Below are 20,854 nucleotides of genomic sequence, written 5' to 3'. Positions count from 1 at the left end.
TTTCGGCCGTGGCCCTGGGCCGGGTAGTGACGGCGCTCGGCGCGGCGGGTCCCGAGCTCGACGCGACGGCGCTCGCAGAAGCCATCTGGCTGGCTTCCCGCATGATACCGGCGGTGCCGGGCACGTCCGCCTCCGGCGGTACGGTCCCTGAACCCGCCGCGAAGGCACACCTGCCCCCGCCATCCGACCCGCCGGCCCTGACTGGTGAGGACCCCGTGTCGCGTGATCGTCCGACGGAAGCGGGCGACCAGGGGGTCCGCTCGCTCCACGAAAGGCTGCCCGGGTCCTCCGGCCGAGTCACCGGGCACGCGGTCGCCGTCCCCGGCGCCTCGGCTCTTTCCTCGGCGCTGGAGCTGACGCGAGCGCTGCGTGCCTGGAAGCGGCCGTGGCGAGCGGGACGGCGGTACGCGCTCGACTTGGACGCGACCGTAGACGGTTACGCCCGCAGCGGGGAGCTGATCCCTGCCTTCGCGCCCGCCCCCGAGCGCTGGTTCGACCTGGTGCTCGTCGTCGATCGCTCGCCGTCGATGCAGGTCTGGCGGGAAACCGTTGATGCCCTTACAGGCCTGTTCGACCGGCTCGGAGCGTTCCGCACCCTCCAGGTCCGAGACTTGGGCCTCGATTCCGGCATTGAGCTAACCGACCGCCAGGGGCAGCCGACATCGACGGGACAACTGGGCTCTCCTGACGGCCGCCGTCTGGTCATCGTGGTGTCTGACTGCACCGCCGCAGCCTGGCGGGAACCGGAGATCTGGCAGCAGCTGCGGGATTGGTCACAGCGCGAACCCGTCGCGCTGCTCAACCCGTTGCCTCCAAAGCTGTGGCGCCGCACAGGTCTCGACCTCCCGACAGCCCGGGCGTCCCTCGGCGTACCGGGCGCCCCCAATACGGGGTTCACCTTCCGGCTGCCACCGCTGCTGGCCCACGGCGCGGAACGCGTGGACGGCACGGGCCGGGACGACTGGCTCGCGCTGCCCGTACTGTCCCTCTCGCCGTACTCCCTGGGGCGCTGGTCCCGGGCGGTGATGCGCGCGGCGCCTGACGGCTGCTCGGTGGCCCTCATCCCACCTGGCGGTCGGCTAAGGCCGTTTGGCGCCGCCCGGCCCATGATGCGCAGAACCCCCGAGGAGCGCACGGAGGGCTTTCTGCGCACGGCGGCACCCGCCGCCGCGCGGCTGGCGGTGCTCTCCTCCGCCTTTGACAGACTGAGCCTGCATCTCCTGCACGTACTCCGTAAGGAACTCGTACCTGACGCGACTACAGAAGACCTCGCCGAGCTGCTCGGATCTGGCCTGTACACGCTGGACACAGACCCCTCGGGCCGCGTGGTCCTGCAGCTCGCCCCCCGAGTAAGAGAGCGTCTTGAGCAGGCGCTGACCGAGCACGAGGTACTGCTGCTTAGCCAGGTGCTGAGCCGCCACATCTCCTCCGGCCGGGACAGCGGGGGACGGCTGCCTGCGGTAGTGGGCGGAGCGGACGGTACGGAGGAGCTCGCTGCAGAGGCAACGCCCTCCGGGATGGCCCTGGTGCGGACGCTGGAACTTCTCGGGTTCCCTACGCCGACGCCGCCCGACGGCACGGCTCCTCCGGAGCGGACCGGGACTGCGGAGCCCTCAGGCACTACCGACCACGCCCTGCGGCTCGCGCTGGCTTTCTTGCCTCAGGACCGGGCCGCGCGCCGCCAGGAGGTGGACCATGCCGTGGACGTAGTCGTCAACATGCTCGCCGAGCAGGGCTTGGCTGCCGACAGGTCCGAATTGCGCAAGCAACTGGAGGCTGTGGTAAGCCAGTTCGTGCCTGCCGCAGTCCTGGACGATGCACGGGGGCATGTGCCGTGGTTCCGCAACGGCGATTTCGCGCGGGAACTGCGGTTCTGGGACCGTTACCAGACCTTCCTGGACCAGGGGCAGGCTCTCCCCCTGGGAGGTTCCCCCCAACTTGATCGGGTAACGGACGACATCCTGTCCCGGCTCGAGGACCCGGAACGCCCGGGCCCCTGGAGCCGGTCGGGCTTGGTCATCACCCCCATCGGCACGGGCAAGAACATGACCGTGATCGGCCTCGCGGCCAAGGCGATCGACTCCGGCTACCGAAGGATCGTCATCCTCGCTGGCACGACCAATACCGAGCGAGCCCAGATGCAACGACGAGTCGACGAGGGGTTGCTGGGGTTCGACAGTAGGAATAGATCCGTACTGTCCGAGGACGACGTTCGCTACATCGGCGCAGGCGCCATGGTCGACTCCCGCCGACTTGACATCCTCTCCCTTACAGACAGCACCGAGCACGGTGACTTCACACCAGCGATGGGACTGCGGCCGGTCCCCGGACGGGAGGAGCCTCTTCCTCAAGTCTGCGTGATCAAGAAGAATGCCCGAACCGTAAACGCCCTGTGCCAATGGCTGGAGGCACATGGGTCGTCCACTGGCCGCCCGCTGCTCATCATCGACACGAGCAACAGCGGAATGGGGAGGGAAAGAACCTCTGCGGCCGTGGACGGTAGAGTGCACCGCCTATTGTCCACCTCCAGTAGGACCGGTTACGTCAGCTGCACCTACGCCCCCGTCCTGCCGCTCCCGGATCTGATCCCGGATTTCGTCTACAGCATCCAGCCACCGCTGAACCCCTTCGATCTCGAAGGACAGCCATCCCCCGTGCGCGAAGTGCTCGACGAGCAGCCCTGGCTGCCGAGTCGGCACCGCTCTGACCACGTGCCGAGTCGCGAGCTGCCGGAGTCACTGTCCTCGGCCATTGACGCGTTCATACTGGCCTGCGCCGTGCGTCGGCTGAGAGGCCATGTCGGGGCGCACAACTCCATGCTGGTGTCGGTCAGTCGGTTCGTAGCCGTACAGACACAGGTGCGCGAGCTGTTGGCTAAGCGTCTCGAAGCCATCGTCGAGGGGTTCCGAAAGCCGGGCAGTCCGGAGGCGCGCCGCATGATGGCCCGTTTCGAACAGCTGTGGCGCACCGACTTCGTCCCGACCAGTAAGGCGTTTCCTACGGCGAACCAACAGGCGATCTCGTGGGACGAGATGCCCGGACACCTGGCCGCCGCAGTGAGCACGATCATGGTCATCAGCGTCAACGGCATCTCCGACACTATGCCGCCATGGAACGAGTACCCCAACAGTGGCCTGAGCGTCGTGGCCGTCGGCGGCGCCAAGCTGCGGCAGGGCACCGGCCTCGAGGGCCTCACTGTCGGCTACTTCCTCAGGTCCTCGTCCCCGCACGAGCCGCTGCATCAGCTCAGCATGTCGCCCGGAAACCGCACGGGTTACGAGGACCTGTGTCGCCTCTACGCCACTCCTGAAGTTCTAGACGCGCACGAACGCCTCACCGCTGTCATTGACGCACAGCGTGAGAAAATAGAGGATTTGGTTGAACGTGGTGCCGGGCCCGCACAGGCCGTACTGCCGACGAGCAGGGAGCTGACGTCCTTCTCCGGAACGTCGTGGGAGGTGGCCGCGTCCGGCGAACCCCACGAGCCGATCCTTGCCCGTTCCGATGGTCTGTCGGAGCGCATGGTTACCGTCGGGACGAGCACCCCCCCGGAACCAGGGTCCGTGCAAGGGGCCGGCATTCTGCTGACGCCACGCCTGGTTCTCACCTGTGCTCAGGGTGCGGCCACAGCGGGGGCGGAGCATTGGCTGATTCACGGCAGAGCCACGGTGCGCGGCCGGCGCGTGTGGTCTTCCGAAGGGAGCGGGCCCGGAGTCGCCCTCCTGATGGCTGAGGAGCACGTCATCGACGCGGCCACGTGGGCGGACCGCGTTCCCACCCGGCTGAGGTGGGCGGCGCCGACCGGACGTCGGCAGATGCCGGTGCGCATCCATGCCCACTCGGAGGTGAGCGACCCCGTCACGCTGGGCGGTGACATCGACCTTGAGTGGAGACTGCCTGTCGTGGAGGTCACCGAGCCGCACCCCGCGACCGGCTGGCCACAGCTCTCCGGCGCGGCAGTGTCGTACGACGACGCTCTCGTGGGTTTCGTCGTCGGACACTACCGGGAACCTCAAAGGCTCTTGACCCTGACGGCGCGCGCGCTCATCGCGGACCGTGCGTTCAGAACTGCACTGACCCGATACCTGCGTACACCGTACGAGCTGGAGGAGATCGGCCCCGCCCAGGCCGCTGTCCCGGCCTCGGTTTGCCTCGCCATCGAGGTGAAGGCATACAGCCGAGCGCAGTTGCCTATCGGTCCGCGGGAAGTCGACCGCGCGGTCGCGGGCATCCTGACCACGCTCGTGAGCCAGGCACACGTGGACGGGACGGTGACTGAAACGCCCGCCGCAGGCTCACCCGATCTGATGGTCGTGATCGAGGGCGCATCGGCCCTGCTCGGCACCGGCCGTCTCCTCGCCGCTCTGCCCGACGCCCTGGCCTCGTACAACGAAGGACTCCAGGACCTTGTCGTCACGCTGGGAATCGCCGCGTCCGCAGGGGAGACCGCCCCGGCGGCGGGTGAGGCGCGCCGCCTCGCTCAGCAGGCATTCCTCGGCGGGTTCCGCCGAGCGGTGCAGGGCTCTGACCATGTCTTCTTCGCCGTGTCCGAGCCTTTTCGTCGCGGGGTTGCGGAGTTGGTCGAACCAGCGGAACAGGGGCAGTTCGCACCGCTCGATTCCGACTCGGCGGACCGCGCCGGCGGCTGGCTCTACACAGGCAGCCCCGCCCGTCTCGGCGAGGCCATCGTGGCCTCGGCCGAGGCAGAAGATGACGTCACCGGACGGAGGCCCTGGCAATCCCGGTCTTCCTCGACCCAGTCTCACGAGGAGGGAGGAGTCGACGCCGCCGCTCCGGTCGCGGCGGTCTACAGATCGGTCCAACAGCACCTCCGGTCGGCTCTTCCTGTCACCTATCGAGATGCTTTCCGGAGGGATGCGGATCGTCTTCTGCTCGCGCTGCTCGCTTTCGCAGCGGGCTTCATCGACGGAGTCGAGCAGGCCGACAGTGAGATGGCACTGGTCAACGCCGTTCAAGACTTCCTCGTCGACCGGGGAATCCCCGCCGAACGTGACATGGCTCGCGACGATATCGTCTGGTCTTCGGAAGCCGGCCTGTTCGAAATCCGCGTCGCGCGTGACGGAGCCGCTCGTAGTTGGAACGCCGAGCCTTCGGTGAGTTTCGAACTCGTGCTTGACCGAGAGGCGCGGGCCGAGGTGTCCGATCTCGTCGACTGCGTCTCCACCATGAACGCGGCGGTGTTTGCCGACGGCGAGAAATCCTGTCTCGTGACCATGCGGCTACCTGTCCCGGATCACCACACCCACGACTCCGAAACAGTCATCGAAGCGGCTGGGCGTGAGGCAATACACCCCTCCCTTGGCATCAGCGGGTTCAGGCAGGACACCCTGGCCGGTGCGGTGGAGTCGGCTTGTGAGCAGCTCTTGGGCGATTCCGTCGAGGATGGGTCCACGGACGAGGCCATGGACAGCTCCTGGACGCTGAACGGTGTGGCACTACCGCCCGGCCTCACGGACCTGAGGATCCAGGACATCACTCCGGACATGGATTCGATCGCCTGGGACATTGTGGAGGAGTACGAGTACGGCCTGGTTCTCGGGCAATTGACGGTGGACGCCGAGCTAGTCCTCGAAGGCTGCATGCTGAAGAGTGACTATTACATCTCCGCACACGATGTCAGCCTGGTGGGAGACGTCAACGAGCACATGCTGGAGGTGACTGTGCAGCGGAATGCGCAGCTGCGCTTCTTCACTCGGCAGGACATGAACGAAATTGAGCTGGAGTTCGGCGGAACCACTGCCGCTGAGTCCGACCCGCATGATCCCATGTGACGGTCAAGCCCGCACAGGCCGTGGTCGGAAGTGCCGATCCAGCGTGTTGCGCCGAATCCTCAGCGCGGGCAGAACACGCATAGCCACTGTTCTTGTTTGCGCATGCCCTGTCGGTACTGGGCGTCGGCTGTCGAATGGTCTCGATTGACGATCAGGTTTGAGCACGGGGGTCGATGTGTTGTGAGGGGCGGGAGGATGGGCGGGTGCTGTCCCGGGTCTGGGGTCTGACTCATGACATGTTTGACCGAAGTGCCCTCGTCACGCAGTGTCGGCTGTTGGCCGGGGATGGTGCGTTGTCGGTGCCGGGCTGGCGGGGTGTGTCCCGATAGGGGCCTGCCGATTGTTGTGGCGTCCTCACGATTCTGACCGCCCGACGCGGCCCGGTGCCGGCAACGCGACGCACCATCGGACCGGAAGGGGAACGGGCATGTCCAGTAGGTCGCCTGCTCCGCAGACCCGTCGTCGCCCTGCGGGGGAGGTGGTTTTGGGAGTGGATACGCACCGGGATGCGCATGTGGCTGCGGTGCTCTCCATGATGGGGACGGTGCGTGCCACTGCCGAGTTCCCGGCGACCGCGGCTGGATACCGCGATCTGCTGAAGTGGGCCAGGAAGTTGGGTGTGGTGGGGCGGGCCGGGGTGGAGGGGACCGGCTCCATTGGGGCGTCCCTGTCGCGCTATCTGCTGGCCCAGGGCATAGACGTGTTTGACGTGAATCGGATGGACGGGGCAGATCGCCGTCTGCGCGGCAAATCGGATCCGCTCGATGCCCAGAACGCGGCGCGAGCCGTGCTGAGCGGGCGGGCCCGCGCCCGGGCCAAAGGGGGCGACGGGCCGGTGCAGATCGCGAGAATGTACAAACTCACGAAGGTGTCGGCCGTCAAAGCCCGTACCCAGGCCATCAACCAGCTCAAGTCCGTCCTCATTACCGCTGACCCAGCCTTGCGAGAAGAGCTGGCCGGACTGGGCAATGCCGAACTCTTCCGTACCTGTGCGCGGTTCGCCGACGTGAGCGGTCACGAGGAGGTCGGCGAGGAGTCGGTTCTGCAGGCCACTCGGATCACGCTGGGGCTGCTGGCTCACCGGATCGGCCAGCTCTCCGAGCAGATCCGGGATATGGACGCTCGTCTGGCCCGGCTCGTGGAATGTCATGCCCTGCAGCTGCTCGAAGTGGTGGGGATCGGTCCGGACACGGCTCTCGCTTTGCTGATCACGGTGGGGACAACCCGGAACGCCTGGACAGTGAGGCGTCCTTTGCTGCGCTGTGCGGGGTCAGTCCTGTCGAGCGTTCCTCGGGATGCCGGCATTACCGTCGCCTCAACCGTGGTGGCGACCGTCAGGCCAATGCCGCGCTCCATCGCATCGTGTTCACCCGTCTGCGGGTCGACCCGCGCACCCAGGACTGAGCCGCCCTGCGTTCCTCGGACAGTGACGTTGAGGGGTTTCTATGCTGTGGCCTGCAACTCTTCGTACTCGGCGTGCACTTCTGCGGGGGTTCGGTAGCCGAGGCCGGAGTGGAGGCGTTTGTGATTGTAGAACATCTCGATGTATCGGACGATTGCCTGGCGAGCGTGCGCGTGCGTCGGGAACGACGTTCGATGTACAAGCTCATTTTTCAGGGCCCCGAAAAATGATTCGGCCATGGCATTGTCCCAGCAGACTCCGGTACGGCCGACGGAGGCTCTGAGCCCCAACGGACCAAGTTTCGTCCGGAGTTCTCGGGAAGTGTATTGACTGCCGCGATCCGAATGAAATATGTAGCCGTCGGCGAGGTCGATGTTCCGTGCCGTCATGTTGAGTGCGTCCGATATGAGCGATGTCTTCATGTGGTCAGCCATCGCCCAGTCGACCACGGCCTTAGTGTGACAGCCAATGACCGTCGCGAGATACAGAAACCCAGCCCAGTTGTGAACATATGTGATATCGCTGACCAGTTTACGTCCCGGTGCATCCGCGGTGAAGTCGCGGGCCATCAAGTCGGGCGTGGCCGACACCGTTTCGTCGGCGATGGTCGTGGTCCGCCACGGGCGGGGCTGGCATGGTACCAGACCCAGCTCGCGCATGAGGGCGCGGACCAGCTCCGGCCCGGCCTGCACGTTCATCCGCTCCAGGGCTGCATGGACGCGCCGGTAACCATAGGTTTCGTGCGAGTCGGCGAACACCCGCTGGATGATCGCCTTGAGCTCTGCGCGGCGCTCGGCGGTTGCCGACAGAGGCCGCGAACGCGAGTGATAGAAACCGGACGTGGATACACCTGCCCAGGCGCACATACGCTGTATGGAGAAATTGTCGGACTCACCGTCGATGAACTCGTACTTCTCCGTCACCGGTATTCCTGGGCGAAGAAGGCTGCCGCTTTTCCCAAAAAGTCGGCCTTCATCCGCAGTTCACGGTTCTCGCGTTCCAGCTCACGCAGGCGAGCACGTTCGCTGATATTGAGGGGCGGTTCCTCGCCGACGTGCTCCTGCCGGTAGCGGCTGACCCAGGTACCCAGAGTTCCCTCGTTCACCTGGATTTCCCGCGCGACCTCGGCGATCGGCCGGACTCCACGATCACCATCTTGACTGCCTCGTCCCTGAATTCAGGACTGAACTTCCTGCGCTTTGGTGCCACGTACTCTCTCCGCCGTTCCTGACCATGATCCTATCGGGGACCACTGTCCGAGAACTTCGGGGCGGCTCAGAACAACTGTAGGCATCGTGGCGCGAGATGGTTACGATCGCAGTTGCCCGTCCGCGACCCGTTGTGGGTGCAGACTGTGCAGCCAGAGGTTGGCGGATGACCGATGTCGAGCTATCCGGGGAGGCTGCCGACGATCGCACGAGTGTCCGTACTAGCCTTGCCGTTCGTTTGGACGCGTTCCCGTGTCTAGGGCCGGTTGAGGTCCGTTGGTTTTGTTGTTGAGGCTGCTTCCGGTGGCGCGGGGCAAGCGGTAAGGATGAGCGCGTACAGCCCTGCTGGGGAGAGCGTCGGTGCAGGACGAGGGCGGGTTGGTCGATGGCGATCGCGGCACGAGAGCCCTTGGGTGTGGTTGCGGGAGCGCTGGCTCCCGGCGACCTCGTACCCCGCGATGCGAGCCTGGCGGTCGTGGAAGCCTTTGGGGCGAAGGTCGTTGTGGCCTACCGATTTGAGGCGCTCGAGCGGAAGCGACGGGCAGCAGCGGGGATGGCTCCGCTGACGCGACCGGATGCTCTGAACCTCTTGATGGCGCTGCCACTCGGTGAGCCTGTTCCTGCCGGATCACTGAGCGACAGGGAGCGTCGAGCGTTGAAATACCTGCGCAAGGGGGCGGTGGTGCGACGCGATGGATTGATTATCCGTCTGGCGACCCAGCCGGTCCACGTCGACATGGTGTTCGTGCCTGGACGCAGCTGGGAGTCGGCGATGGAGCAGGCCGAGCGGTTCACACCATTCGCTGCTCGTTCCGTATTGATCGATGGTGTGTTGCGGCGTAAGGACGAGGCTGTGATGCGCGCTGACTTCTACGGCATCGGATTGCTGCACGTTCAGGGGGCTGCGGTCGAGGTTGTTGTGCCGCCAAGCCCCTTCGTGCGCAGGCGCCATACGGTTGCCGGCTGGAAGTTCCTGGAAGACGTCCACCGTCAGCTGGCCTGAGGTCTCGCGTCCGGCTACGGCGTGACCGGCAGCGTCGCCCATGCCCTGAGCGGCGCGGGTACTTGGAACCCGGACCTGGGGCTCGCGCCCAGGCCGATGCGCTGGTTTTCCAGTGCGTAGCGGTCGACGGCCGCAGCGCATTTGTTGCGCCACCACGTCTTGCTCTCGGTGCCCGCGGGGTAGCTGGCCATGTCGCTGACCCATTCGCTCCAGGTGAAGATGTTGTGGCTGTCGGCCTCACGTCGTGTGGCGCCGTCAGACAGGAAGAAGCGGTCGAGACCCCGCCCGTTGCACTCCTCGCAGGCGCAGGTCGCCGGATCTGCGTTGGCGTAGAGGGTGGACAGTGACTCGGCGCCCTTGAAGCACATCAGTTGCGGCATCAACACGTGCGGATATGTCGGCCCGCCACCACGCTTGCCTATCTGCGCCTTCTCGTCGGGCGGTATCGCGTGGCGGAGTGAGCTTCGGACACCGATTCCCGCGCAGAGGGCACCATGCGCCATCACGTCGAGTGCTGCGAGATCTGTGCGTAACAGTGACATGTGCTCGACCTCGGTGAACAGCCGGCGTAGGTTGGCTGGGACGTCCTTCGTCTGCTCCAGCGGGTCGAACTGGCGGAAGAGGATGACGGCCTTGGGGTGACGGATCTTGACGCAGACCGCGATCAGCTGACTGATGTTCTCTCGGTTTAGCCAGGTGACGTCGATCGGAAGGGAGACCAGGGTGTCTGCTCGCTCGATCCGGTTGGCTTCCCTCAGTACCGCCTTGAGGGCACGGGAGTTCGCCGGCGGTATGTAGCCGGTGGGTGTCAGTGCTGCGCTTGCCCCCCGAGCCTTCTGGAAGTTCAAAGAGTCGTCCACGGCGCCGAACAGTTCGTCGGGCGGAGCCATGAACGGTTCCTCCGCCGTTGCCGTGTACGCGGTGTACACGGCGCTGTCGATCAGCAGAGTGCCCTGGTAGCCGACGTCGGTGCGGAGCTGGAAGGCGCGTGCGTCGGCGTTGGGGCCGGTCATGACCACGCCGCCCAGGTCATTATCCAGGGCAGGACGAGGCCGGGGAATTGGCTGGGGGTGTTCGTGCAGCAGTACGCGTCCCTGCAGGAGCGGCACCGCTGCCACGGTGTGGTCGAGCGTCTTCACGGCGGGCGGTCGCCGCCTGGGATCGGGGGCGTTGCTCATGAATCACCTCGCAGAAGGGTCCGACACGTCCTTGTGTCCGGACGGAGAAGAAGCGCACAAGTAGATCTCGTGGAACTCCTCACGGCCCAGGCCCGCCAGGTGAGCGGTCTCGGTCGCACTGAGGTGGTGCTGTCCCTCAAGCCGGATGACGGCCTGAGGGATATGGCGCGGGGTCTCGCGCCGGATGGCGATTGGTTCGTTGGTGCGGTAGCCGAGTGCGGACAACTCGACCATGAGCGTGCGGTACTGCCATTCGCTGATCACGCCTAGGTCCACGGCCCGCCGGATGAGGGCGGCCATGGAGACCCCCCAGCGGGCTTTGAGGTCCATGAGGCGGCCGACGTCGATGCCGGGCTTGAGCTCGCTCAGGATCACTTCGTGTGGCATGAGGAGCTCGGCGGCGAACCGGTCGGCCTGCGTCTCCTGTGCACGTCCCTCGCCCGGCTCGCGGTGCATGATCAGATGGCCCAGCTCGTGAGCGAGACTGAAACGTGAACGATCAGCAGGAGCAGTGGAGTTGAGGAGCACCAGCGGTGTCCGGTCGTGCGGCCACTGGCTGACGGCGTCGAGTTCGGTGGTGCCCAGATCGCGGACGACGACTAGGGCGCCGGCGTCTTCGAGCAGCGCGACTAGGTCGTCGATGGGACCGGCGGGAACGTTCCATTCTTCGCGCAGCGTCTCCGCGGCGTCCGCGGGGGTATCGAAGTCGTTGACCCCGATGGGCCTGAACCGGTGGGGACGGTGGAGGGCCGCCGCGTGCGTCACTGCTTCGACCTGGAGGCGGGTGAGCGCCAGCGTCGCGTGGATCCGGCGCAGCGCGGGGGCTCCCAGTGAGGCCCGCTTGCGGTGGTGTATCAGCCCGATGCCCACCCCGGCTGTATTGGCAACCCGGCACAGCATTTCGGGCGTGAAGCGAAGAGCGGTGGCGAACAGGTACACCCGCTCAGCCCGGACCGGGATCCGTCCGGCTTCTGCCCGGCTTACGTACCCCTGCGTGATGCGGTTGCCGTCCACGCGAGACATATGGTCAGCAAGCTCGGATTGGGTCCAACCCCGCGAGTCGCGTGCCAGGGTGAGCATGGCGGGATCCGCGACCAACTCCTTCTGATCACTCACGGCCCACCTCCAACCTCGGCAAGTCTCAACTCTGCTAAGGATACACGGTTTTATGCCTCAAAATATTCCGAGCATGATCTGCACGGTGGTGTGTATCCAGGGATACCACGCACTGCGGACAGTCCAACTGCACTCCCATTGACCGTGGTTGGGGGTAGCCCTCCGAGTGTCCAGCGGCCACGTCGTGCCGCACTGGGCGGACGGCGTCTGTGAACGCGTGGAGGGCCCACAACCGGCGGAGCCGCCGCGGGGTCAGCCGCTGGATTGGTTCGAACTCCCGCGTGTGTGCCCTGACTTCGTGGCGCATACTGCGGTGAAGAGGGCATGCCGGTCATGAAGCGACCTGAACGAAGGTGTCGGAGCGTGGCGCGTAGCGCTCGGCCGGAGTGCGATCCAGGCTGCCCCAAGGGCAGGACTGATTCCCGGTGCTGTGCTGCAAGCCCATTGCTTGCCCGCCGGTGGTACCGGAGCTCAGGGCTCCCGTCCGGGCACTGAAGCCCCAGGTGGGCAGGATTACGGTTCTCCTGTGCCGACCGCGGCGCCGCCACAGGAGAACCGAGTGCGTGGACCGTCTCTGGAAGTGCGCGAAGTCGCGTCTTGTACGGCCTGGGCGCCGCGCCCGTCAGATGAGGGCGGCTGCGATCACGTCCACGACCTTGCCGCCGCTCGCTTCGATGTCGACCCAGTGGATCTCCGGCAGAGACATGGGCGCCGTCTCCTTAACTCGGAGCAAGGCGCTGACGAAGCGCCGGTCTTCAGAGAGGAAGACGTCGCAGTCCGGGAGATAGCAGGCTAGCTGATTGTCGCGGCCGGTGCTCTTGGTGACCTTGTGTTCGAGCAGTGCGACGCCAGAGACCCAGCGCAGCCAATTGCGCGGCATTCGTTCCTCGTTGACGTCCGTGAGCCAGAACCGGGTGAAGTCCTCGGGGTCCCGCAGCACGTGGTTGAGTTTCAGATACGGGGCGAGCCAGTCGCCGTACGTTGTGTCGTGCCCCGCCCACGTCTTGAGGTCGTGGCGGTCTAGGGCCTGCCGGAACACGTCTCGCCCTTCGGCGCGCCATCCTGCGACGTGAGTTCCGCGCTGCCAGCCCGCGAGGTAGGCGTCCGAGGCGACCTCGGCGGCCGTGTAGGTGACCTTGGACAGGTTCTCCCCGTGCCACTTGGCCTCACGCATCGAGAGGCTGTTGCTCTTCATGACGTCGAAGACCCGGTCCTCGTCCGTGTCCGTGAGGTTCGGCTGGCGGGCCGCGAGCGGAGCGCTGTCTCGTGCCGCCTCCCGCCAGATACCGCGCGTCCAGAAATCCCGCAGGTCAGCCGGCCGTCCGGGCTGGGGCAGCTGGCGTACCCACTGAGGGCGTGTTCGACGCGCCTCCGCCACGAACTCCTCACACTCGACATCGACTTCGGTACGCAGCCGCACCCAGTGTCGCGAAGTCATCGCGTCGATGATGCGGTCCCGCTTCTCCGGGTCGCTGGTGCGCAGGGCCTCGAGCAGCGTGGCTGGTGGCGTCCGAATGGACAGACGCTTGCTCTTGGACAGGGCCTCGAGATCGGCCTTCGCGCCCTCGATGCCTACGTACGACCACACGTTGTTGTCCAGGATCACCCTCATGCACCCATGGTGGCGGGCCGACAGCCGTTGCTGACACAGGTTTTCCCGCGGTCAATGCTTGTGACCTTCACCATTTGAGCCGAGGTCCGGTGCCAATCAGAGGGTGGCCGAGATTCGTAGAGGAGTACCGGGGTGCCATCTCACCAGGGACCCCTGCGGCGGCGACTTATCTCAACCCACGTAAGAATGTAGCCGGTTGGCAAACTACTTCATCTGATCTGGTGAACTCGGCGGCTTAGGATCGCCGCATCTTCGGCCGTAGTGGCAGATTCCGTGGTGCACGTCGGTGGCTCATCACTGGCGTCCGCCTCATGCCGCCATCGGCGGAGCAGGAGCAAGCTGCGAGATGTCCAGGTGCCGCCGAGGCGCTGTTGGGCTGGTCGTTCTTCGGGCGTTGGCAGGTGGACCGTACGGGGCGAGGACCGTCGCACACCCACTCACAGGTGTCGGCTTGTCCCTCGTCGGCACGAGGCTTCGGCGCTCGGGCGCGTGACACGCTCCCGACGGGCGGGAGTTTCTGTGTTCGCCCAGGACGCCTGGGTGGAAGGACAACACCATGGTCGCAAAACGACCTGATGGCATTTTCCCGCATATCGGCACCGAAGTCTGGGGCCGGAACCTCGCAGACGCCATCGAGAACACCTGCGCGGAACTCGGGGTCGTGCCCCCTCCCCGGCAGGCGATCACCGAGGGTCTGGCCACCGCTCTCCCGGACACCGAGATCAAGGGCCTGATCGCCACCCGGAACAGCAAGAAGGTACTCAAGCCCTCGGCCTACCGTCTCGTACAGGCCGGCGAGGAACAGGTACTCCTGCTCATGTGCGATGTCCACGGCGCTGCGGTGGTTCCGTGGGACCTCAACGACCGCACCGTCAGCTGCTGGTCGCCGCCCGTCGTGGAGGCCAGTCAGCGCGTCAAGGACCTCATCGCCGCCGAGCTGGCGCTGCACGAGGCGAGGAAGACCGCGAAGTCCGCCGACAAGGAGCGAGAGACCTGTCGTCGCGCGGCCGGGGATGACACATACACCGCGCAGGCCCTGTCGGCGGCCGTGCAGAAGCACGAGGACGCTGAGCGCCGGGTGCGGGAGCTCGAAGGCGAGTGTCAGGCCATCCTCACTGCCCTCGGTGGCCGACGGCCGCGTCCAGTGGTCCGCGCCGCGGTGGAGGACGGGGAGTCGAAGGCGGCGCTGGCTCTTGCTGAGCAGCCGTACGCGGTGGCCTTCCACATGCAACGGTACGCCGCTGAGTGTCTGGAGCGTGCTGGGAAGACCCGCGGTTACGACCTCGCCGAGTCGCTGGTGGACGCGGGGCAGCTCTCCAAGGGTATGAATGTCCTGCAGCAGTGGCAGATCACCCACCCCGACGGCATGGTGTCGAAGCTCTGGCGGCTGGCTGCCGTGACCGGGAACAACCGCGCGCAGTCCCGTCTCAATATCTTCCGCGTGCGTCCGGAGCACCTGGTCACGGGAGTGCCCCAGTCTCTTCTGCCGATGCCGAAGGACAAGAAGGCCGACTCCGGACGTCTGCTGCTGAGTCAGCGGGAAATCCTCAACCGGCTCTCCGCCCGGCTCAACGAGGCCGGCGCCAAGCCGGAAACGGAGGCGACCGACCCGTCCATCCGGGCCGAAAAGGTCGCCACGGTCTCCGCAGAGATCGTGATCGGCTGCACCAAGCCGGCGGCACTGGAACACGTCCTGCGGACGCTGAACGTCAACGACCACCTGCGTGGCATCCAGCCCTACGACGAGGACGCGCGCCTGATCGCCCTGTTCGCAACGCTCGTCGACTCCTACACCCGCGAATCCCTCCTCGCGGACGCGCTCGCCGAGGCGTTCCCCGACGCGCGTGGCGTGGACCTGCTTGATCCGGCCGGGGTACGCGACGCGCTGACGGCCAACGGATCACTCGACCCGCTTGTGCCGCTTGTTCCTGCGGGCGACGTCGTCTCCCCGGCAGTGCTCCGCGACATCGCGGTGCGCGCCATCACTGCGCTCGTATTTCCCGAGATCCCGCCCGAGACCCCGAAGGTGACGAACGCGCGCACTGACACGGGACGTTTCTGGCCGATCGTCAGGGGGACGTTGCAGGAGCCGGCGTGGAGCCAGACCAAGGCGAAGACAGCAGAGGCACGCACCCGTCTGTGGTCCGCCGCCGTCGCCCAACTGTTCCTGCACCGAGGCAACATCCTCTCCGCCCTCGGCTTCTTCGGCGTCCCAGAGACCACAAAGGGAGCCGGACAGGACCCGCGGTCACTCAAGGCGCTCTTCCTCAGGGCAGAGGCCGGCGACGCGACCGCCTGGGCCGCCCTTGTCCAGCGGCTGGCACCGGCCCTGATCCACGCTCCGCAGCCGTTCATCACTCCCGGCCAGGGCAGCGAGGCGGGCGACGGCCGCAAGGGCGTACGCCGCACCCCCAAAAGCGCCCTCGCCGCCCTCACACTGGCGTACACGGCGAGCAGCGCTCCGGACATCAGCCGGGCTCTTCTCCTCGCATTCGCGAAGGCCGTGCTGGAACACCCGGACGCGATGAAGCCGCCCGAGGCGGAAGACGGCACGCCCTTGATCTGTTACGGGGAGCAGCACTGGGTTGAGGACCGGACGCCGATCACCGCAGGGATGGTGATCGCTCCTGACACCGAGGGACGGCCCACCAACTACGTCGCCGACAAGGCATGGTTCGACGAGACGTTCCCCGTGGAGCTCGGTCGCCCCGTCCCGGCCGCCGCCGGAAGCACCGCCAACTCCTCCACGGCCGCCGGGACTAACACGGATCCCACTGCCACCACCGCACACGGCGTACCGCTGGCCGACCCGCGCGATCTGCTGGCCACACTGCGGCGGGAGCTGCCCGCCCGTGTCGAGCTCGTTGAGGGGGGCTACCAGCAGGCGGTGGACTCCGCCCACACCCTGATGACCGATTTCGAGGAGGCTCACCGTCTGCGAGTCCAGCTCGGAGAGGATGCGCTCCCGGCCGAGCAGCGGATCGAGTGGATGGAGAAGCTGACGAAGGTACGGGCCGCGGCCCAGGCCAGCATGGCGACGCTCGAACAGGTCGAAGCGCTGATCCTGCAGGTCTGACCGATGCGATGAGACCCAGGTCCGTCAGGTCCGGGTGGGTCCCTGGAAGCAGTTGGGGACCCACCTCCCGTTTTCGCCAGAGGTGTGCCCGACTGAGGCGGGCTGCCGCGCTGTCCCAGCCAGTCGCGCGGGGGCCCAGGGGCGTGTTCCGGTCGTGACCCGAGAACGATATGGCAGGGGTGCGCAAGGTCTCGCCGTGCAGGGCGATACATAGCAGGTGATCCCCGGTTACCGAAACCGGGGATCGTCCCGAGTATTGAGGGTGTTCGCATTCGGTTGTGCTTGGCAGTGGAGCCGTGGCGGATGAAGCAGACAGCGCTGCAAACCGCGCGAGGAGGGCGCTGTTGTCTGCTGTCCTGATGACTGCGGTGTCCCTTCGCTGAAAGGCAGCGATGGCGCCGCCAATGTGGATTTTCCACGCCCTCAAGGAGAGTGAGTGATCCTGTCTGAACCGATCAAGAAGCTGCCGCCGAACGCGAAGGGGCAGGTCCGGTACCGGTTTGTGGTCGACGTCGGGACCGACCCGGCCACTGGGAAGCGTAAGCAGCTGACCCGTACCCTCGGCACGCTCAAGGAGGCGCAGGCCGAGTACGCACGTATTGCGGTCCGTCGCCACAATGGGGCGCTCGTGTCGCGCAACAAGATGACCGTGAACGAGTGGCTCGATCAGTGGCTCGCCAAGAAGGCGGAAGACCTGGAAGAGAGCACGATCTCCACCTACCGGGTGACCCTGGACCGTGTCCGGGGCAGGCTTGGGCACATCCGGCTCCAAGAGCTCACCGAGGACGATGTCGAAGCATGGATGCTGTGGGCGCTTCGGGAGGGCCGCATACGCGCCACGAAGGCGGGTCCCGGTCTGAGGGTGACCTCGGTAGAGATGTCCCTCGCGCGGCTGAAGGAGGCCCTCAACCGGGCCGTGGCGCGGCGTCTGGTCGCGGTGAACGTGGCCCAGGAGGTCAGGATCCCCCGGAAGGCGCGCAAGGCGGAGCGGCGGGCCAAGGCCGAGGTGCCGCCTTGGAGTGTCACGGAGGTCCATGCCTTCGTACGCGCGGTGAGGGACCACCGGCTGTACGCCCCGTTCCTCCTGTCGTTGATGGGTCTGCGCCCGGCGGAGGTGTGCGGCATGCGTTGGGCCGATCTCGACCTGGACAAAGCCACCCTGGCCGTTGCCAACACCCGCACGCTGGTGGGGAACAAGACCGTGGTGGAGAAAGACACGAAGTCGCTCGCCGGCGAGCGGGGCCTTCCGCTGCCCGCTCCGGTCAGAGAAGCCCTCAGGAACTTCAAGGCCACTCAAGCCGCTGAGGAGCTGGCGGCGGGGCGGGCGTACGAGGGCAGCGGGTACGTGCTGGTGGACGAACTCGGGGCGCCGCTCGACGTGCGGCAGTTGCGCGGGCAGGCGTACGGAGTTATGGCGGAGAACGCGCTGCGGCGGGTGCGTTTGTACGATGCCCGCGCGAGTTGCTTTACCTACCTGGCGAACCATGGGGTCCCTGACCACCTCCTCGCCCGATGGGCGGGACACACCGACGTCAGGGCCACGAAGCGCTGGTACGTGAAGCCGGACGTGGAAGATCTTCGTGCGGCGGCCCATGCATGGACTGGTCTCACCGGCCTCCCGACCCCTGTGGTGAGAGAAATGTGAGACGTGGGAGCGTGGTCGGGTGAGTGAGACGACTGCGAATACCCTGCAATACCGCGTTGACGGGCCAGAAGACGCTCCGGTCCTGGTTCTGGGCCCCTCCCTGGGTACCACATGGCACATGTGGGACCGCCAGATACCCGAGCTGGCCGGCACATGGCGGGTGGTCCGGTTCGATCTGCCCGGGCACGGCGGTGCCCCCGCCGAGCCTGCCCACTCCGTCGCCGAGCTCGGTGACCGGCTGATCGCCACGCTCGACGGCCTCGGCGTCCAGCGGTTCGGCTACGCCGGCTGTTCCATCGGCGGTGCGATCGGCGCCGATCTCGCGCTGCGCCACCCGCACCGGGTCGCCTCGCTGGCCCTGGTCGCCGCGTCTCCCCGGTTCGGCACCGCCGACGAGTTCCGCCAGCGCGGTGTGATCGTCCGCGCCAACGGCATGGACCCGATGGCCCGCTCGGCACCCGAGCGCTGGTTCACCGTCGGCTACGCCGCCGCCCAGCCCGCGATCGTGGAGTGGGCCGTGCAGATGGTCCGCACCACCGACCCCGCCTGCTACATCGCGGCCTGCGAGGCGCTCGCCGCCTTCGATATCCGTGCCGAGCTCGGCCGCATCACCGCCCCCACGCTCGCCCTGGTCGGCGCCGAGGACCGGGTGACCGGGCCCGGGGACGCGCGGACCCTGGTCGCGGGCATACCCGGCGCCGGCCTCGCCGTGGTGCCGGGTGCGTCCCACCTGGCCCCGGTCGAGCAGCCGGCCGCCGTCACCGACCTCCTCGTACGCCACTTCTCCACGGCCTGGCAGGCTGTGCCCGATTCGACTACGGGGCTCACCGCGGTTCCGGCGCCGCTCGCCGTGCCCGCGCCGATGGCGCCGGCGGTTCCGTTCGAGCCCGAGGCTCCGGCCGAGGAAACGGCCCCCGCCCCCGTCGAGCCGCCCGCGAGCCCGGACGCGTACGAGCTCGGCATGAAGATCCGGCGCGAGGTGCTCGGCGACGCCCATGTGGACGCCGAGACGGCCGGTGCCGACGCGTTCGGCACCGACTTCGACGAGCTCACCACCCGCCACGCCTGGGGCGAGGTGTGGGCGCGGGACGGCCTCGACCGGCGGACCCGGGCCGCGGTGGCCCTCGCCGCGCTCGCGACGGGCGGCCACCTCGACGACCTCGCGGCCCACACCCGGGCCGCGCTGCGCGCCGGGCTCACCCCCGACGAGATCAAGGAAGTGCTGCTCCAGACCGGCCTGTACTGCGGCGTCCCCGCGGCGAACGCCGCGTTCCGCGTCGCGGGCGCGGTCATCCGCGAGGAAACGACCCCGCGCGGATGACCTGATTCCGCGCCTGTCCGCGGCGCCCGGAGCAGGATGGGGGCATGAACCTGAAGCTGACCAAGAAGACCCATGCCTGCGTCCAGCTGGAGAAGGACGGCCGCACCCTCGTCATCGACCCGGGTACGTTCAGCGAGAGTGACGCGGCGCTCGGTGCCGACGCCATCCTGGTCACCCACGAGCACCTCGACCACTTCAACGAGGAGCGGCTGCGGACCGGCCTCGAAGCCAACCCCGCCGCCGAGATCTGGACCCTGCGCAGTGTCGCGGAGAAGATCTCGGCGGCGTTCCCCGGCCGCGTCCACACGGTCGGCCACGGCGACGCCTTCAGCGCGGCCGGCTTCGACGTCCAGGTGCACGGCGAACTGCACGCGGTGATCCACCCGGACATCCCGCGCATCACCAACATCGGCTTCCTGGTGGACGGTTCGGTCTTCCACCCCGGCGACGCGCTCACCGTCCCCGACCAGCCCGTGGACACCCTGATGCTTCCGGTGATGGCCCCCTGGAACAAGATCTCCGAGGTCATCGACTACGTGCGCGAGGTCAAGCCGCGCCGCGCCATCGACATCCACGACGCCCTGCTCACCGACCTGGCCCGGCCCATCTACGACTCGCAGATCGGCGGCCTCGGCGGCGCCGAGCACGCCCGCCTGACGCCAGGGGACTCGACGCAGCTGTGAGTGTCACACCCGGGCGGTAGGTTGGGATCCATGCGCATCGCCACCTGGAACGTCAACTCGATCACCGCCCGGCTGCCCCGCCTGCTGGCCTGGCTGGAGAGCACCGGCACGGACGTGCTGTGCATCCAGGAGACCAAGACCACCGCCGAGGGGTTCCCCGCCGCCGAGCTGCGCGAGCTCGGCTACGAGTCCGCGGTCAACGCCACCGGCCGGTGGAACGGGGTGGCCCTGGTCTCCCGCGTCGGCCTCGACGACGTCGTGCTGGGGCTGCCCGGCGGCCCCGACTACGAGGGGACGGAGGAGCCCCGCGCGATCTCGGCGACCTGCGGCGGCGTCCGCCTCTGGTCGGTGTACGTGCCCAACGGCCGTGAGGTCGAGCACGACCACTACGCGTACAAGCTGACCTGGTTCGAAGCCCTCAAGGCGGCCGTCGCCGAGGACGCCGCGGGGCAGCGCCCCTTCGCGGTGCTCGGCGACTTCAACGTGGCGCCGACCGACGAGGACGTCTACGACCCGGCGGTCTTCGAGGGCCTCACCCATGTCACCCCCGCCGAGCGCGCCGCGCTCGCCGCCCTGCGCGAGGCGGGCCTGTCCGACGTGGTGCCCCGCCCGCTCAAGTACGACCGTCCCTACACGTACTGGGACTACCGCCAGCTCGCGTTCCCCAAGAACCGGGGCATGCGCATCGACCTGGTCTACGGGAACGAGCCGTTCGCCAAGGCCGTCAAGGACAGCTACGTGGACCGCGAGGAGCGCAAGGGCAAGGGCGCGTCCGACCACGCGCCGGTCGTCGTGGACCTGGAGGTCTGAGGTCCTGG

General features: G+C 67.1%; 11 protein-coding genes and 2 pseudogenes. 9 read left to right on the top strand and 4 right to left on the bottom strand.

Annotated features, from left to right (window positions below; all coding sequences use genetic code 11):
• Positions 1-8: 8 nt before the first annotated feature.
• From OHA17_RS07965 to OHA17_RS07955, 3 genes and pseudogenes are all read left to right on the top strand, one after another.
• Positions 9-5,792 (top strand): SAV_2336 N-terminal domain-related protein, encoded by a 5,784-nt coding sequence (locus tag OHA17_RS07965; protein WP_406505309.1) that lies wholly within the window; start codon positions 9-11, stop codon positions 5,790-5,792.
• Positions 5,793-6,219: 427 nt separating this feature from the next.
• Positions 6,220-6,654, top strand: a pseudogene (locus OHA17_RS07960) (transposase); the annotation flags it as partial.
• Between the two features lie 281 nt (positions 6,655-6,935).
• Positions 6,936-7,196, top strand: a complete 261-nt coding sequence (locus OHA17_RS07955) for a transposase (RefSeq protein ID WP_406510662.1) — start codon at positions 6,936-6,938, stop codon at positions 7,194-7,196.
• Positions 7,197-7,235: 39 nt separating this feature from the next.
• Here OHA17_RS07955 and OHA17_RS07950 read toward each other — a convergent pair.
• Positions 7,236-8,403, bottom strand: a pseudogene (locus OHA17_RS07950) (IS3 family transposase).
• A gap of 384 nt (positions 8,404-8,787) precedes the next feature.
• On the opposite strand from OHA17_RS07950, the gene OHA17_RS07945 reads away from it, so the two are divergent.
• Complete coding sequence (locus OHA17_RS07945) at positions 8,788-9,405, top strand: hypothetical protein (protein WP_406505307.1); 618 nt, start codon at positions 8,788-8,790, stop codon at positions 9,403-9,405.
• A gap of 14 nt (positions 9,406-9,419) precedes the next feature.
• Here the strand turns inward: OHA17_RS07945 and OHA17_RS07940 are convergent, their stop codons facing one another.
• From OHA17_RS07940 to OHA17_RS07930, 3 genes are all read right to left on the bottom strand, one after another.
• Positions 9,420-10,583: a hypothetical protein gene (locus OHA17_RS07940; protein ID WP_406505305.1), complete on the bottom strand. Its 1,164-nt coding sequence runs from the start codon at positions 10,581-10,583 to the stop codon at positions 9,420-9,422.
• Positions 10,584-10,586: 3 nt separating this feature from the next.
• Positions 10,587-11,663, bottom strand: a complete 1,077-nt coding sequence (locus OHA17_RS07935) for an ImmA/IrrE family metallo-endopeptidase (RefSeq protein ID WP_406510661.1) — start codon at positions 11,661-11,663, stop codon at positions 10,587-10,589.
• 658 nt (positions 11,664-12,321) lie between these two features.
• Entirely contained in the window at positions 12,322-13,311 is a 990-nt protein-coding gene (locus OHA17_RS07930; RefSeq protein ID WP_406505303.1) for a hypothetical protein, read from the bottom strand.
• A gap of 556 nt (positions 13,312-13,867) precedes the next feature.
• Between OHA17_RS07930 and OHA17_RS07925 the strand changes: the two genes are divergently transcribed.
• From OHA17_RS07925 to OHA17_RS07905, 5 genes are all read left to right on the top strand, one after another.
• Positions 13,868-16,387 (top strand): hypothetical protein, encoded by a 2,520-nt coding sequence (locus OHA17_RS07925; protein ID WP_406505301.1) that lies wholly within the window; start codon positions 13,868-13,870, stop codon positions 16,385-16,387.
• A gap of 502 nt (positions 16,388-16,889) precedes the next feature.
• On the top strand, positions 16,890-18,032 hold the full coding sequence (locus OHA17_RS07920; RefSeq protein WP_406505299.1) for a tyrosine-type recombinase/integrase: 1,143 nt from the start codon (positions 16,890-16,892) through the stop codon (positions 18,030-18,032).
• A 19-nt stretch (positions 18,033-18,051) separates the two neighbouring features.
• Entirely contained in the window at positions 18,052-19,353 is a 1,302-nt protein-coding gene (locus OHA17_RS07915; protein WP_406505297.1) for an alpha/beta fold hydrolase, read from the top strand.
• A gap of 44 nt (positions 19,354-19,397) precedes the next feature.
• Positions 19,398-20,036 (top strand): MBL fold metallo-hydrolase, encoded by a 639-nt coding sequence (locus OHA17_RS07910; RefSeq protein WP_406505295.1) that lies wholly within the window; start codon positions 19,398-19,400, stop codon positions 20,034-20,036.
• A gap of 30 nt (positions 20,037-20,066) precedes the next feature.
• A complete protein-coding gene (locus OHA17_RS07905) occupies positions 20,067-20,846 on the top strand; it encodes an exodeoxyribonuclease III (protein WP_053730786.1) in 780 nt (259 codons plus the stop codon).
• Positions 20,847-20,854 lie beyond the last annotated feature (8 nt).

Source organism: Streptomyces sp. NBC_00212, from assembly GCF_045206365.1.
In the GTDB taxonomy this organism is placed as follows: Bacteria; Actinomycetota; Actinomycetes; order Streptomycetales; family Streptomycetaceae; genus Streptomyces.
The sequence above is the reverse complement of the archived record's forward strand: the minus strand, read 5'-3'. Positions and strand labels throughout refer to the sequence as shown.